This window comes from Kutzneria sp. NPDC052558 (assembly GCF_044547355.1).
Classification (GTDB): domain Bacteria; phylum Actinomycetota; class Actinomycetes; order Mycobacteriales; family Pseudonocardiaceae; genus Kutzneria.
Genome location: NZ_JBIUAG010000011.1, coordinates 218,517 through 232,176, shown reverse-complemented (window position 1 = coordinate 232,176; position 13,660 = coordinate 218,517). Strand labels below are relative to the sequence as shown.

The window sequence follows — 13,660 nt, the reverse complement described above, 5'->3', positions numbered from 1 at the left end:
GGGCACACTAGCGATCGGCCGTCGCGGACCGATCGGGTGATGCAGAGTGAACGCCATGGGGAAGTGGGTGGTGTCCGCCGGCGTCGGGTTCGTGCGGGCGTGCGTCCTGTGCGGGCTGAGCATGGTCGTGCCGGTGCTCTGGGGCGGATCGGTCGGGCTGTGGCTCTGGATCGGCGGCAGCCCGTGGTCGTGGACGGCGCTGTTCGTGTGGGCGGTCATCGGCGCGTTCCTGCTGGCCCGCCCGGTCGGCCGCACGGTCCGGCAGCTGATCGGCGACTGGACGGGGGCCGAGCTGCCCGAGGGCTACCGGGCGCTCGGCGCCGTGACGCAACTGGCCACCGGCTACTGGTGGAACGGCTACTCGTACTCGAAAACCGAGCGGGACGCCCGGCGGGAGTTGTGGTGGCGCAAGCGGTTCAACGATCCCGCCGGCTGGCGTGACGTGCGATTCCTGGCCATCGCGCCGTTCACGGTCGGGCTGATCACCGCCGTGCCGCTGGGCGGCGTCGCGCTGGCGTTCCTGGTCAACCCGGTGTTGGGGGTGATCGTCACGGTCGGCAGTTCCCCGTACATGTGGCGGCTCGCCGTGCCGCTGGCCGTCCGGTTCCTGCGCTCCGCCCCCAGGCCCACCCTCGCCGACCGGGTCGACGAGCTGACGGCCCAGCGTGCCGATCTCACCGTCAACCAGGCCTCGGAGATCCGGCGGATCGAGCGGGACCTGCACGACGGGGCCCAGGCCCGGCTGGTGGCGCTGGGCATGGCCCTGGCCACCGCCGAGAAGCTGATGCAGACCAATCCCGTGCAGGCGGTCGAGCTGGTGCGGGAGGCCAGGGCCGGCGCCGCCGCGTCACTGACCGAACTCCGTGACCTGGTGCGGGGGATCAGCCCGCCCGTGCTCAACGAACGCGGCCTCGTCGACGCCCTGCGGGCGCTGGCCCTGGACAGCCCGCTCGACGCCACCGTGTCGACCGATCTCCAGCCGCGGCTGGATCCCCCGATCGAGGCCGCCCTCTACTTCGGGGTCGCCGAGCTCATGACCAACGCCGCCAAGCACGCCCACGCCTCACGGGTGCGGATCTCCCTCTCGCGGCAGGACGGCCGGATGGTGGTCGACGTGGCCGACGACGGCCGGGGCGGGGCCGCCGAATCCGCCGGCGGCGGGCTGGCCGGGCTGCGCCGCCGGCTGGCCGTGTTCGACGGCCGCCTGGAGATCACCAGCCCCGCCGGCGGCCCCACCCAAATCCGCCTCACCCTCCCCACCTAACACCCCCTCTCGCGCACCCCTCTCACACCCCCTCTCGCGCTTGGAAGGGGGCTTTCCTTCACTCCGAGTGAAGGAAAGCCCCCTTCCAAGCGTCCCCACCAAGATCAAGGCGCCATGGCGTCAGTCGGCGGTAGGAATCAGGGGTAGTCGTCCGGGTCGTCGAGGGGGACGGGGTCCTCCAGTTCCTCCGGGGCGTCGGGGTCGTCGGGGGCGACGGGGCCTGAACCGTGCCCCGGCCGGGGGTCGCCGATGGGTCGGTTCTCGTCCGGCTGGGGCTCGGGGTCCATGGGCTGCGGGATCGTCACGGCCGCATCCAGGGCGTCACGGGGCCGGGCAGGGCGGGATAGAACGGCTGCGCGTCGTCGACGGCCGGGTCGTGCTCCGGCGGCGGCGGGTGCGGCATCGGCGTCTGCGGGGGCGCGTCGATGTTGCCCCGCCAGGCGCCGGTCTCGTGGCCCTGCTCCTCGATGTAGTCCTTGAACCGCCGCAGGTCGCCGCTGACCCGGCCGCCGACGATGCCCAGCGCCGCGCCGGCCGCCTCGGCCAGGCCCTCGGGCTCGAACTCCATCTGGAGGCTGACCCGGGTGGAGTGCTCGTCGAGCCGGTGGAAGGTGACCACGCCGCCGTGCGACGGGCCGTCGATGGTGTGCCAGGCGACCCGCTCGTCCGGGTGCTGCTCGGTGATCTCGGCGTCGAACTCGCGGTGCGCGCCGGCGACGGTGGTCTCCCAGTGGGTGGTCCGGTCGTCGAGCTGGATGACGCGGTCCACGCCCTCCATGAAGAACGGGAACGACTCGAACTGGGTCCACTGGTTGTACGCCGTGCGCACCGGCACCTGGACGTCGATGGTGCGCTCGATGCTGGTCATCGCTGCGAGCTCCTCTCGTCGTACAGTCGGGGTACCACGGGTCGCCGACGCTCAACCGTCGGGCGTTTCCCCCGGTCGGGAACGCGGTATCCCCGACAGGGTGGTCCGGGCGGCCCGGACCGGCGGGTTGGAGTGGAGCGGTCGATGCTGAGCAACGACGAACGCCGTGCGCTGGAGCAGATCGAGCAGCGGCTGACCAGAGACGATCCCCTGTTAGCACAGAAACTGGCCCAGGGCTGGGTGGCTCGACACCGGTGGCTCGTGCTGTCCACGGGTATTCTCGGCCTCGCCCTGTTCGTGCTGGGCTGTGTCTGCGCGAGCGGCACGCTGGCCATCTGGGGGTTCGTGATGGCCGCGGCGTGCACCGGGCTGCTGTACCGGTACCACAGGCGTAGCCGACGGGAGTGACCCCATGCTCGGTGTCCCGGAGTCCACCAGGGCTCTGTTGTTCGACATGGACGGCGTGTTGACCAAGACAGCGGTGGTGCACGCGAAGGCGTGGCAGCAGGCCTTCGACGAGTTCCTGGCCTCACGGGGCGATCCCTACGAGCCGTTCGACCCGGTCGTGGACTACGACGAGTACGTGGACGGCAAGCCCCGGGCCGACGGCGTGCGCTCCTTCCTGGCCGCCCGGGGCATCGAGTACGACGAGGACCTGGTCCGCCGCATCGGCGACCACAAGAACGACCTCGTGCAGGAGCTGATCCACAAGGACGGCGTCGAGGCCTACCAGGGCACCGTGCGCTACCTCGACGCGGCCATCGCCGCCGGCATCCCCCGCGCGGTCGTGTCCTCCAGCGCCAACACGAGCGAGGTGTTGGCCGCCTCGGGCCTGGACGGCTACTTCCAGGCCCAGGTGGACGGCATCGTGGCCGCCGTGCGGCGGCTCAAGGGCAAGCCCGCGCCGGACACGTTCCTGGCCGCGGCCAAGGAACTGGGTGTGGAGCCTTCGCAGGCCGTGGTGTTCGAGGACGCCCTGGCCGGCGTGGAAGCCGGCCGCGCCGGCAACTTCGGCTTCGTGGTCGGCGTGGACCGGGTCGGCCAGGCCGACGCGCTGCGCGAGCACGGGGCCGACATCGTCGTCAAGGATCTGGCGGACCTGCTGTGATCCCGAATCCCGACTTCCTGGTCGAGCCCTGGCGGCTGCGTGAGTGCACGCTGAACCTGGATCTGCTGGCGCAGAGCGAGTCCCTGTTCGCGCTGTCCAACGGCCACATCGGCTGGCGCGGCAATCTCGACGAAGGCGAGCCGCACTCGCTTCCTGGCAGCTACCTCAACGGCGTGCACGAGGTCCGGCCGCTGCCCTACGCCGAACGCGGCTACGGCAATCCGGAATCCAGTCAGACCGTCATCAACGTGACCAACGGCAAGGCCATTCGGCTGCTGGTCGACGACGAGCCGCTGGACGTCCGCTACGGCACCCTGGTCAGCCACGAGCGCACGCTGGACTTCCGCACCGGCCTGCTGACCCGCGAGCTGCACTGGGTGTCCCCGGCCGGCAAGGCGGTGAAGGTCCGCTCCACCCGCCTCGTCTCGTTCACCCAGCGGGCCGTGGCCGCCATCGGCTACGAGGTGGAGGCGGTCGGCCAGCCGGTGCGGGTGGTGATCCAGTCGGAGCTGATCGCCAACGAGGAGATGCCAGCGCCCAAGGACGACGACCCGCGGGCCTCGGCCGTGCTGGAGCGGCCGATGAACGCCGTCATGCATGCGGCCGGCGACTCCAAGGCGGTGCTGGTGCACCGGGTCGAGCACAGCGGCTTGGGCGTGGCGGCGGCGATGGACCACATCATGTTCGGCGACGACGCCCCGCCCTGCCTGACCGAGGTCGAGCCGGACCTGGGCCGGTTCACCGTCGGCACGCTGCTGGCCCCGGGCCAGAAGCTCGGCTTCGCCAAGTACGTCGCCTACGGCTGGTCCAGCACCCGGTCCGTGCCGGCGCTGCGGGACCAGGTGGAGGCCGCGCTGTCGGCGGCCAAGCAGACCGGCTGGGACGGCCTGGTGGCCGAGCAGAAGGAGTTCCTGGACGCCTTCTGGCGGGACGCCGACGTGGAGCTGGACGGCGACGCCGAGGTGCAGCAGGCGGTCCGGTTCGCCCTGTTCCACGTGTTGCAGGCCGGGGCCCGGGGCGAGCGGCGGGCCATCGCGGCCAAGGGCCTGACCGGGCCCGGCTACGACGGGCACGCCTTCTGGGACACCGAGATGCTGGTGCTGCCGGTGCTCACCTACACGTACCCGGAATCGGTCGCGCATGCGTTGCGGTGGCGGCAGGACACGCTGCCGCTGGCCCAGGAACGGGCCCAGCAGCTGGGTTTCGAGGGCTCGGCGTTCCCGTGGCGGACCATCACCGGCGCGGAGTGCTCCGGCTACTGGCCGGCCGGCACCGCCGCGTTCCACCTCAACGCGGCCATCGCCGCCGCCGTCACCCGGTACGTGAGCGCGACCGGGGACGAGGACTTCGCCGCCACCGCCGGCATCGAGCTGCTGGTGCAGACCGCGCGGCTGTGGCGGTCGCTGGGGCACCACAACAGCGAGGGCCGGTTCTGCGTCGACGGCGTGACCGGGCCCGACGAGTACAGCGCGATCGCCGACAACAACGTCTATACCAACCTGATGGCCAAGCGGAACCTGCTCGCCGCCTACGAGTACGTGCACCGGTTCCCGGACCGGGCCCGCGAACTCGGCGTCGACGAGGAGGAGGCCGCAGCCTGGCACGACGCCGCGAAGGCGGTGATGATCCCGTACGACTCGGCGCTGGGCGTGCACCCGCAGTCCGACGGCTTCACCCGGCACCAGGTGTGGGACTTCGAGCACTCGACCTATCCGCTGCTGCTGCACCACCCGTACTTCGACATCTACCGCAAGCAGGTGGTCAAGCAGGCCGACCTGGTGCTGGCGATCATGCAGTGCCCGGAGGAGTTCACGCCCGAGCAGAAGGCGCGCGACTTCGACTACTACGAGCGCATCACCGTCCGGGACTCCTCCCTGTCGGCGTGCGTGCAGGCCGTGGTGGCCGCCGAGGTCGGCCAGTTGCAGCTGGCCCACGACTACCTGGCCGAGGCCGCCCTGATGGACATCGCCGACCTGGAGCACAACACCGCCGACGGCCTGCACATCGCGTCCCTGGCCGGGGCGTGGGTCGCGTTGGTGATGGGCCTGGGCGGCCTGCGCCAGGACGGCGGCGACCTGTCCTTCGCGCCACGGCTGCCGCCGGGCCTGTCCCGGCTGCGTTTCACCGTGCGGCAACGGGAATCGCGGCTGCGGGTGACCATCACGCCCGGCTCGGCCCGGTACGAGGTGGCCGGCCCCGACGAGCTGACGATCGTCCACCATGGACGGACGGTGCGCCTGGGTGCACCGCAGGAGCTGCCCATTCCGCCCGCGCCCCGCGTCCGGCCCAGCGTGCAACCGCCCGGCCGGGCCCCGCGCCGCCGCGACCAGCCGCCGTCGTCGGACGAGGACTGACCATGGCCCGCTGGAACGAGCTGAGCCCGCACCGGCGGCGGCAGATCGTCGCCATCGGGTTCGTCCAGATCGTGCTGGCCCTGGCCGCCTGGCTGGATCTCGCGATCCGCCCGGCGGCCAGGGTCCGGGGCCCCAAGTGGGCGTGGGCGCTGGCGATCGGCGTCAACTTCTTCGGCCCCATGGCCTACTTCGGCTGGGGCCGTCGGCGCACCGCACAACCCGATCTTCCCGGCGGTGAGGTCGGCTTTACCGACCGGTGACTGGCTGGTCACTACCTGTCATGCCGTCCCTGCTCCACTGTGACGCGCACAACGGCGAGCGAACGGAGCAGTCCGCTCCGTCCGCCGGGCGGCAGCGGGGAGCAGTCACATGATCTCCTTACGGCGCGAGCATGTGGTGGCGGCGAGCCTGGTCGGCTCGGTGGTCGTGGTCCTGGGCTTCGCCTCCGGCCTCGGCCTGCACCACACCACCACCGGCGTGGCGGCGGCGCCGGCCCCGACCGGCGCCGCCCCGCCGCCGGCCACCGCGGCCGGCGGCGGCGACCAGGCCGGCGGCGGTGGCGGGTATCAGCCCGCCGACTACCCGGCTCCGGCCGACAACCCTTCCGTGGCAACAACAACGACCGCTCCGACCCCGGTCGTGACGGTGACGGCGACGCCCACCACGACCACGACTCCCGGCGCCACCACCACGAGCACCACCGGACCGACGTGCACGCCCGGCCTGGTCCCCCAGGTGATCAACCCGCTCATCACCGGCGTGCAAGGACTTCCGCTGCTCGGTCCGGTGGTGTCCGGCGTCGGCCTGCCGCCGCTGGTGGACACGCTGCTGGGCTCGTGCCCGACCGTCACCACCACGACCACCACGACGCGGTGAGCGTCGACGCGGCACGGTCCTGGTACGTGCTGGCCAGGCTCGTCGACTATCTCGGCATCGCCCTTTTCCTCGGCGGCAGCGGTTTTGTCGCCCTGTTGTGGCCGGCCGGCGGCGGGGTGCGGGCCGCCCGGCGGGTGATCACCACCGGATGGCTGCTCGGTGTGGCCGGCGCGATCGCGACCGTCGTGCTGGAGGGCGTGTGGGCCGGCGGCGGTCCGATCGGGTGGCCGCTGGTGGCGACCGTGCTGGCCACCGACTTCGGCCGGGTGTGGCTGTCCATCGCGCTGCTGTGGCTGCTCGGCGGCGTCGTGCTGGCCGATCTGTTGCAGCGTAAGGAGAACGCCGCCCGATCGACGGCGTGGCGGATCGGCGCGCTGGCTGTCGGGCTCGGCCTGCTGCGGGCGGTCGGCCTGACCGGGCACACCTCCGACGCCGGCGCCGTGCTGGTGGAACTGGCCGATCTCGTGCACCTGCTCGGCATGGCGCTGTGGATCGGCGGCCTCGTGGTGCTGCTGTTCGGCGTGCTGCCGCGGCGGCGGCCGGACGAGCTGGCCCGGGTGATCCCGCGCTACTCGCGGCTGGCCATGGTCAGCGTGGCCGCGGTCGTGGCCGCCGGCGTGGTGCTGGCCTGGCACTCGCTCGGCTCGGTGGATGCCCTGCTGGGCACCGACTACGGCCGGATCCTGCTGGTCAAGGTCGGCGTGCTCGCCCTCGTGCTGGCCGCCGCCCAGGCCAGCAAGGCCTGGGTGGGCCGGCGGCTGGACTTCGCCGTCGTGCTGCGCGGCGACGTGCGCACCGTCCGGCCGTTCATCTACTCCGTCACCGCGGAGACCGTGCTCGTGGTGTTCGTGCTCGTCGCCGCGAGCGTTCTCGTCACGGCCAGCCCCGGTCGCTGACGTCCTTCTGGGAAAGGAAATCCGAAGTGGACCAACCACCCCTGCCCGCGCGCCGGCGCGGCCTGCTGCTGCCCGCGCTCGCCCTGCTGGCCGTCGCCGGCTCCGTCTTCGCGCTCACCTCGCTACGCGCCGACGACCAGCGCACCACCAGCCCCGAGACCGTCGCCCAGACCGCCACCCTGCCCGCGTCCGTGGTGGACGCCCAGAAGGCCGCCGTCGCCCAGTACTCGCCGGCCGCCGAGTCCGCCGCCATCGCCGTGGACATCAAGAACTACGCCTTCACCCCCGCCAGCATCACCGTCTCGCCCGGCGACACCGTGACCTGGACCAACGAGGACACCGCTCCCCACACCGTCACCGTCACCAGCGGGCCCGTGAAGTTCGCCTCGCCGACCCTGCAACAGGGTCAGACGTTCAGCTACACCTTCACCCAGGCCGGCACCTACTCGTACTACTGCGCCGTGCATCCCGACATGAAGGCCACCGTCACCGTGCAGGGCGCCACTCCCCCGCCGCCCACCAGCACCACCACCGCTCCCCCGCCCACCACCACATCGCCCACCATGACCATGCCCACCTCCACCCCGGGCAGCGGCTGCGCCGTCAAGGAGGCGTTGGCGCCCTTCATCGCCCACCTCAAGGCCGCCCACCTGGAGGAGTCCCTCGGCCAGCAGGTCACCGACATCCTCAACCTCGACCAGTACATCAAGACCCACACCGTGCTGATCGAGAACATGCTCACCCCCATTCTCAACGGTGACGCCGACCAGGCGGTCAAGGACGTGCTCGCGCCCTTCCTGGCCCACCTCAAGGCCGCCCACCTCGACGAGTCCCTCGGCCAGCAGGTCGCCGACATCCTCGACGTCAACCAGTACGTCAAGACCCACACCGTGCTGGTGGAGAACATGCTCGAACCGGTCTTCAACCAGCTGACCTGCTGACCTGGCGCACCTCTCGGCCCGCAGCGGCCAACGCCGCCCGCTGCGGGCCTGTCACCCGGCCCCTCTCGAAGGACCCCGCCCATGTCTGACACCGCCGTCCTGCCCGCCGCGGTCTTGCCCCTGCCCCCGCCCGGCGCCTACTCCCTGGCCGGCTGCGTTCTCGAACGAACCCCTTTTCCCTTCCTGCACCGGCGAATCCCCACCGACGGCGGCTCCCTGACCATCGACGACGGGGCCACGCTGACCCTGCCCGGCCTGATCACCGCGACCGTGTTCGCCCAGCGCCGCCGGCAGCTGCTGATCACCGGCCGGCTCGATCTGCGCGGTCGCCGGCACGGTCTGCGCCTCACCGCTCGCGTCGTGCACATCGACGACACCAGCCTGGTCTTCGCCGCCTCCGGCGTCGCGGCGGCCACCGGCCACCGTCCACTTCGGATCGAAGCCGCGATGGAGTTCCTCCGATGAAGCGAATCCTGGCGGTCTTGTTGTTGCTGCTGCTCATTCCCGCCCCGGCCTTCGCCGCGACGCAGGCCGTCACCATGGCGCAGTACGCCTTCGCACCGGCGTCGCTGACGGTGCACGTCGGCGACGCCATCACCTGGACCAACCAGGATCAGGCCCCGCACGACGTCACCACCACCGGCGGCCCGGTCGCCCTGCGCTCGCCGACGCTGTCCACCGGGCAGTCATGGACCTACACCTTCACCCAAGCCGGCGTCTACGCCTACATCTGCTCCATCCACCCGGACATGAAGGCGCAGATCACCGTCCTGGCCGCCCCGACGACCACCGCGATGACCATGCGCACCACCACCGTGGCCCGGCGGCCGGCCACCGGCGGCGCGCCCGTCGAGGTCGCCCGTCCAACCACGACGGTCGCGCCGCCGACCACTACTTCCGAGGCCCCTCCGGCAATGCAGGCCATGGCCCCGGTCGAACAGTCCACACTGGACCCGATGCTGCTGGTCGCCGGACTCGTGGCGGCGGTGGCGACGCTGTGCCTGCTGCTGATCGCGTCACGCCCGGCTGAGTAGCCGATGCGTCCCGTCGGCGAGCTCCCGACACAACTCCCGCACCCCTTCGATGCCGGTCGCGGCGTCCGGCGCGTCGAGCATCCGTCGCACGATGGCCGACCCCACGATCACCCCGTCGGCGAAGCCGGCCACCTCGGCCGCCTGCGCGCCGTTCGAGACGCCCAGGCCCACCAGCACCGGCAGCTCGGTCACCGCGCGGATCCTCGCCACCAGCTCGGATCCGCCCACGCCCGACCGCATTCCGGTCACCCCCAGGGTGGAGGCCGCATACACGAATCCGGTGCTGGCCTCGGCGATCTCGGCCACTCGCCGGTCGGTCGAACTCGGGGCGGCGATGAACACACTGTCGAGGCCCCGCTCCGCCGCCACCTGCCGCCACGGCTCGGAGTGCTGCACCGGCAGGTCCGGCAGCACACACCCGGCCCCGCCCGCGTCCCGGAGCCGGTCCGCGAACCGCTCGATCCCGTGCTGCTCAACGGGATTCCAGTACGTCATCACCAGCACCGGCACCCCGGTCCGGCTCGCCACCCGCTCGACGACGCGCAGCACGTCCTCGGTCCGCGTGCCGTTGCGCAGCGCCGCCGTGCTGGCCGCCTGGATGGCCGGCCCGTCCATCACCGGATCGGTGTAGGGCAGCCCGATCTCCAAGGCGTCGCAACCACTTTCCGCCATCGCGACCAACGCCCGCACACTGTCGTCGATGGTCGGACAGCCGGCGGTCAGATAGCCGACCAGGGCCTTCTCGTCACGAGAGAACATGGTCACTCCCCCACCAGCTCGAAGTAGCTCGCCGCCGTGTCCATGTCCTTGTCCCCGCGGCCGGACAGGTTGATCAGCACCACTTCTCCCAACTCGGCGCCCAGCTTGATGGCGCCGGCCAGGGCATGGCTGGACTCGATCGCCGGGATGATGCCTTCGGTGCGGGCCAACAGCCGCATGGCGTCCATGGCCTCGGCATCGGTGACCGGCACGTACTCGGCGCGGCCGCTGTCCCGCAGATGCGAGTGCTCAGGGCCGACGCCGGGATAGTCGAGTCCGGCGGAGATCGAATGGGTTTCGGCGGTCTGGCCGTCGGCGTCCTGGAGGAAGTACGAGCGGGAGCCGTGCAGCACGCCGACCCGGCCGCCGGCGAGGGCGGCGGCGTGACGACCGGTCGCGACACCGTCGCCGCCGGCCTCACAGCCGATCAACCGCGTCGGATCGTCCAGGAACGGGTGGAAGGCGCCGATGGCGTTGGAGCCGCCGCCGACGCAGGCCAGCACGGCGTCGGGCAGCCGGCCGGTGCGGCGCAGGATCTGCTCCCGCGCCTCGACGCCGACAACCCGTTGCAGGTCGCGGACAATCGTCGGGAACGGGTGCGGCCCGGCGGCCGTGCCGAACAGGTAGTGCGTGCTGTCCACATTGGCCACCCAGTCGCGGAACGCCTCGTTGGTGGCGTCCTTGAGGGTGCCCGCGCCGGTCGGCACGGCCACGACCTCAGCCCCGAGCATGCGCATGCGGGCCACGTTCAACGCCTGTCGTTCGGTGTCGAACGTTCCCATGTAGACGGTGCAGTCGATGCCGAGCAGGGCGCACGCGGTCGCGGTGGCCACGCCGTGCTGGCCGGCCCCGGTCTCCGCGATGATCCGCGGCTTTCCCATGCGCTGAGCCAACAACGCCTGCCCGAGCGCGTTGTTCAGCTTGTGCGAGCCGGTGTGGTTGAGGTCCTCGCGCTTGAGGAAGACCCGTGCGCCCACGGCCTCGGCGAAGCGCGGGACCTCGGTCAGCGGCGTCGGCCGGCCGGCGTAGTCGGCCAGCAGGCTGTCCAGGTCCGCGGCGAAGTCCTCGTCGGTGCGGGCCTTGTCGTAGGCGGCGGCGAGCTCGTCGATGGCGGCGACCAGGGCCTCGGGCACGTACTGGCCGCCGAAGCGGCCGAACACGCCCGTCCCGTCGCCGACGGCGGGATGGAAGAACATGGTGGAGTTGTCCTTACGGGAAAACGAAAGGTGGGCTGAGTGAACTCAGCCGTGCCATCGCATCCCGCGGACCTGGCCCGGCTCGCAGCCGATGTGGTACCGCACCCGGCGGCCCTTGATCCGACGCGCGGGCGAGCGCGAGCCCCGCGGGGCCCCGCCGAAGCGCGCGTCGTTCGTCATGAGCCGGAGACTAGTACCGCGACCGTCGCCGACACAACCGGTCACGGGTTGCCGGGGCGCGCGCACCCGGGGATGGTGGTGCCATGGAACGGGACGGTGTCGCGCTGACCAATCTCGACCAACCGCTGTTCGACGGGGCCGACGCCACCAAGGGCGACCTGGTCGACTACCTCGACGCCGTGCACACGCGCCTGGTGCCCGTGCTGGCCGACCGGCCGCTGTCAGTGATCCGGGCGCTGCGCGACCAGCCGTCGTTCATGCAGAAGAACCTGCCGAAGTACACGCCCGAGTGGGTGCGGCGGCAGCCGATCTGGGCCGAGGCCTCCAAGCGTGAGATCTCTTACGCCCTCTGCAACGACCGCCGGACCCTGCTCTGGTTCGCCAACCAGCGGGCCGTCGAGTACCACCCCACGCTGTTCCAGCTGGACCAGTGGGCCCACCCCACCCACATGGTCCTCGACCTCGACCCTCCCGCCGGCGACTCCTTCGGCCTCGTCGTCCAGGCCGCGCACCTCATCCGCCAGGCCCTCGCCGTCTGCGGGCTCACCGGCGCCGTGAAGACCAGCGGCTCCAAGGGCGTGCACATCTTCGTCCCCGTCGACCCCGCCTCCGGCGTCGAGGACGTCGCCGCCGCCACCCGCGCCATCGCCGCCCGCGCCGAACGCCTCGACCCCGCGCTGGCCACCACCGCCTTCATCGTCGAAGACCGCCACGGCAAGGTCTTCCTCGACTCCACCCGCGCCGGCGGCGCCACCGTCGCCGCCGCCTACAGCCCCCGCCTGCGACCTGGCGTTCCCGTCTCCTTCCCCCTCTCCTGGGAGTCCCTCGACCAGGTCTCCCCCTCCGACTTCACCATCCGCACCGCCCCCGGCCTCCTCGGCTCCTCCGACCCCTGGGCCTCCGCCATGCCCCCGCCCCACCCCCTCCCCGCCGACCTCGTCGCCGAGGGCCACACCATCCCCGTCGCCCGCGTCCAAGCCATGCACGAAGGCAAACGCCGCGCCCGCGCCCGCCGCACCTGATCCCGCCCCCCTGAAAACGCAGCTCCCAAATCCAGCCAACCAGATCAACCTGGCAATGACCGTTCACGCTGGTCAACCGCTCCTGCCAGCGTCGCCCACTAGGCTTGATTCGGGGGCTGCTCAGCTACCCCTCCCAACCACGCCCACACTTGCGAAAATGACCGGTCCTCTCGCCATAGCCCGGCTCCCAGGTTCGCCGACTAGGCTTGATTTGGGGGCTGCTCAGCCAGGCCTCGAACCACACCCGCCCTTGCCGAATCGGCCGTCCTCTCGCCAGAGCCGGCCTGCCAGGTTCGACACGTAGGCTTGATTCGGGGGCTGCTCAATCACCCGTCCACACCATGCCCGCACCGGCGGAAGCAGCCGTCCCGTCGCCACGGCCCGACTGCCAGGTTCGCCGAGTAGCGTTGATTCGGGGGCTGCTCAGGACGGCACGACCAGGGTCAGGTAGACCATGCCCAGCACGCCCCGCCAGCCCTTGAGGCGCCATTCGCGCTGCCGGTCGGCGCGGGCCCGGACCTCGTCGTCCGACGGGTGGGTGAGCAGCCGGCGTTCGCGGGCGATGGCGTGGCCGGACTCGAACTCGTCCCACTCGTCCTGGTTGGCCTGGGAGAGCCACAGCAGGCGGTAGCCGTGGGCCATGGCGAGGTCGACGAGGTCGGCGACGGTGCCGTACTGCTCGCGCGGCACGGGCATGGCGGCCAGCTGCTCGGGGGTGGGCTCGCGTTCCCAGAAGCCTTCGCCGAGCAGGAGCCGGCCACCGGGGCGGAGGAAGCGGCGGCCGGCTTCGAGGGCGTTGACGGTGTGGGTCACGGGATCGCCGCCCCAGAGCCCGGTGGAGCCGTTGACGATCAGCACATCGGCGGAGCCGGACCACGTGCTGGCGTCGCCGGCCTCCAGGGTCACGCGGTCGGAGAGCCCCCGCTCGGAGGCCAGTTTCCGGCCGTGGGCGATGGCATCGGCGTCCAGGTCGATGCCATGGCCGGTAGCGCCGGCGGCGACGGTGCGCAGCAGCAGCTCGGCCCAGCCGCACCCGAGGTCGACGACGTGCGCGCCGTCGAGCGGGGCCAGGGAGCGGACGAGCAGGTCGGCGCGGTAGGAGGACATCGGGCCGTGGAAGACCAGGTCCTCGTGCAATGGAGGCAACGTCACCCCATCAGGG

Annotated in this window: 17 protein-coding genes; 11 read left to right on the top strand and 6 right to left on the bottom strand. The window is 71.6% G+C overall.

Translation table 11 applies throughout. The annotated features are described in order from the left end of the window. The first annotated feature begins 55 nt into the window (after nucleotides 1-55). The gene (locus ACIG5F_RS21535; protein WP_396519999.1) at nucleotides 56-1,264 is read left to right on the top strand and encodes a sensor histidine kinase; all 1,209 of its coding nucleotides are present in this window, start codon (nucleotides 56-58) and stop codon (nucleotides 1,262-1,264) included. 137 nt (nucleotides 1,265-1,401) lie between these two features. Here ACIG5F_RS21535 and ACIG5F_RS21530 read toward each other — a convergent pair whose 3' ends face one another. Both ACIG5F_RS21530 and ACIG5F_RS21525 read right to left on the bottom strand, forming a co-directional pair. Beyond that, nucleotides 1,402-1,569 (bottom strand): hypothetical protein, encoded by a 168-nt coding sequence (locus tag ACIG5F_RS21530; protein WP_396519997.1) that lies wholly within the window; start codon nucleotides 1,567-1,569, stop codon nucleotides 1,402-1,404. Then, nucleotides 1,566-2,132, bottom strand: a complete 567-nt coding sequence (locus ACIG5F_RS21525) for an SRPBCC family protein (RefSeq protein ID WP_396519995.1) — start codon at nucleotides 2,130-2,132, stop codon at nucleotides 1,566-1,568. Before ACIG5F_RS21525 ends, ACIG5F_RS21530 begins: the two co-directional genes overlap by 4 nt. Nucleotides 2,133-2,276: 144 nt before the next feature. On the opposite strand from ACIG5F_RS21525, the gene ACIG5F_RS21520 reads away from it, so the two are divergent. The 9 genes from ACIG5F_RS21520 to ACIG5F_RS21480 all read left to right on the top strand — a co-directional run bounded on the left by ACIG5F_RS21520 (nucleotide 2,277) and on the right by ACIG5F_RS21480 (nucleotide 9,341). Next, on the top strand, nucleotides 2,277-2,540 hold the full coding sequence (locus ACIG5F_RS21520; protein ID WP_396519993.1) for a DUF3040 domain-containing protein: 264 nt from the start codon (nucleotides 2,277-2,279) through the stop codon (nucleotides 2,538-2,540). A gap of 4 nt (nucleotides 2,541-2,544) precedes the next feature. Next, nucleotides 2,545-3,240, top strand: coding sequence for a beta-phosphoglucomutase family hydrolase (locus tag ACIG5F_RS21515; protein WP_396519991.1), 696 nt, complete (start codon nucleotides 2,545-2,547; stop codon nucleotides 3,238-3,240). Next, nucleotides 3,237-5,594 (top strand): glycoside hydrolase family 65 protein, encoded by a 2,358-nt coding sequence (locus ACIG5F_RS21510; RefSeq protein ID WP_396519989.1) that lies wholly within the window; start codon nucleotides 3,237-3,239, stop codon nucleotides 5,592-5,594. Before ACIG5F_RS21515 ends, ACIG5F_RS21510 begins: the two co-directional genes overlap by 4 nt. 2 nt (nucleotides 5,595-5,596) lie before the next feature. Beyond that, on the top strand, nucleotides 5,597-5,854 hold the full coding sequence (locus tag ACIG5F_RS21505) for a PLDc N-terminal domain-containing protein (RefSeq protein ID WP_396519988.1): 258 nt from the start codon (nucleotides 5,597-5,599) through the stop codon (nucleotides 5,852-5,854). Nucleotides 5,855-5,963: 109 nt separating this feature from the next. Continuing rightward, entirely contained in the window at nucleotides 5,964-6,470 is a 507-nt protein-coding gene (locus ACIG5F_RS21500; protein WP_396519986.1) for a hypothetical protein, read from the top strand. Then, a complete protein-coding gene (locus tag ACIG5F_RS21495) occupies nucleotides 6,431-7,366 on the top strand; it encodes a CopD family protein (RefSeq protein WP_396519985.1) in 936 nt (311 codons plus the stop codon). The genes ACIG5F_RS21500 and ACIG5F_RS21495 overlap by 40 nt, the downstream gene beginning before the upstream one ends. A 26-nt stretch (nucleotides 7,367-7,392) precedes the next feature. Then, a complete protein-coding gene (locus ACIG5F_RS21490) occupies nucleotides 7,393-8,307 on the top strand; it encodes a plastocyanin/azurin family copper-binding protein (protein WP_396519983.1) in 915 nt (304 codons plus the stop codon). Between the two features lie 81 nt (nucleotides 8,308-8,388). Next, a complete protein-coding gene (locus tag ACIG5F_RS21485) occupies nucleotides 8,389-8,772 on the top strand; it encodes a hypothetical protein (RefSeq protein WP_396519981.1) in 384 nt (127 codons plus the stop codon). Continuing rightward, nucleotides 8,769-9,341 carry a cupredoxin family copper-binding protein gene (locus tag ACIG5F_RS21480; protein ID WP_396519979.1) on the top strand — a complete coding sequence of 191 codons (573 nt, stop codon included), beginning with the start codon at nucleotides 8,769-8,771 and terminating at the stop codon, nucleotides 9,339-9,341. The genes ACIG5F_RS21485 and ACIG5F_RS21480 overlap by 4 nt, the downstream gene beginning before the upstream one ends. Here ACIG5F_RS21480 and trpA read toward each other — a convergent pair. From trpA to trpM, 3 genes are read right to left on the bottom strand one after another with little or no spacing between them, the layout of a single operon-like run. After that, nucleotides 9,324-10,100 carry a tryptophan synthase subunit alpha gene (gene trpA / locus ACIG5F_RS21475; RefSeq protein ID WP_396519977.1) on the bottom strand — a complete coding sequence of 259 codons (777 nt, stop codon included), beginning with the start codon at nucleotides 10,098-10,100 and terminating at the stop codon, nucleotides 9,324-9,326. The two genes, ACIG5F_RS21480 and trpA, sit on opposite strands and share 18 nt — an antisense overlap. Before the next feature lie 2 nt (nucleotides 10,101-10,102). Then, a complete protein-coding gene (gene trpB, locus ACIG5F_RS21470; RefSeq protein WP_396519975.1) occupies nucleotides 10,103-11,296 on the bottom strand; it encodes a tryptophan synthase subunit beta in 1,194 nt (397 codons plus the stop codon). A gap of 45 nt (nucleotides 11,297-11,341) precedes the next feature. Beyond that, entirely contained in the window at nucleotides 11,342-11,476 is a 135-nt protein-coding gene (gene trpM, locus ACIG5F_RS21465; RefSeq protein WP_396519973.1) for a tryptophan biosynthesis modulator TrpM, read from the bottom strand. Between the two features lie 83 nt (nucleotides 11,477-11,559). On the opposite strand from trpM, the gene ACIG5F_RS21460 reads away from it, so the two are divergent. Further along, nucleotides 11,560-12,498: a DNA polymerase domain-containing protein gene (locus ACIG5F_RS21460; RefSeq protein ID WP_396519971.1), complete on the top strand. Its 939-nt coding sequence runs from the start codon at nucleotides 11,560-11,562 to the stop codon at nucleotides 12,496-12,498. Between the two features lie 423 nt (nucleotides 12,499-12,921). On the opposite strand, the gene ACIG5F_RS21455 is transcribed toward ACIG5F_RS21460, so the two are convergent. Beyond that, complete coding sequence (locus ACIG5F_RS21455; protein ID WP_396519969.1) at nucleotides 12,922-13,650, bottom strand: SAM-dependent methyltransferase; 729 nt, start codon at nucleotides 13,648-13,650, stop codon at nucleotides 12,922-12,924. Nucleotides 13,651-13,660 lie beyond the last annotated feature (10 nt).

Coding starts and splice junctions, on each gene's coding strand:
- ACIG5F_RS21535 (WP_396519999.1), top strand. CDS start 56: ATGGGGAAGTGGGTGGTGTCCGCCGGCGTCGGGTTCGTGCGGGCGTGC.
- ACIG5F_RS21525 (WP_396519995.1), bottom strand. CDS start 2,132: ATGACCAGCATCGAGCGCACCATCGACGTCCAGGTGCCGGTGCGCACG.
- ACIG5F_RS21520 (WP_396519993.1), top strand. CDS start 2,277: ATGCTGAGCAACGACGAACGCCGTGCGCTGGAGCAGATCGAGCAGCGG.
- ACIG5F_RS21515 (WP_396519991.1), top strand. CDS start 2,545: ATGCTCGGTGTCCCGGAGTCCACCAGGGCTCTGTTGTTCGACATGGAC.
- ACIG5F_RS21505 (WP_396519988.1), top strand. CDS start 5,597: ATGGCCCGCTGGAACGAGCTGAGCCCGCACCGGCGGCGGCAGATCGTC.
- ACIG5F_RS21500 (WP_396519986.1), top strand. CDS start 5,964: ATGATCTCCTTACGGCGCGAGCATGTGGTGGCGGCGAGCCTGGTCGGC.
- ACIG5F_RS21485 (WP_396519981.1), top strand. CDS start 8,389: ATGTCTGACACCGCCGTCCTGCCCGCCGCGGTCTTGCCCCTGCCCCCG.
- ACIG5F_RS21480 (WP_396519979.1), top strand. CDS start 8,769: ATGAAGCGAATCCTGGCGGTCTTGTTGTTGCTGCTGCTCATTCCCGCC.
- trpA (WP_396519977.1), bottom strand. CDS start 10,100: ATGTTCTCTCGTGACGAGAAGGCCCTGGTCGGCTATCTGACCGCCGGC.
- trpB (WP_396519975.1), bottom strand. CDS start 11,296: ATGTTCTTCCATCCCGCCGTCGGCGACGGGACGGGCGTGTTCGGCCGC.
- trpM (WP_396519973.1), bottom strand. CDS start 11,476: ATGACGAACGACGCGCGCTTCGGCGGGGCCCCGCGGGGCTCGCGCTCG.
- ACIG5F_RS21460 (WP_396519971.1), top strand. CDS start 11,560: ATGGAACGGGACGGTGTCGCGCTGACCAATCTCGACCAACCGCTGTTC.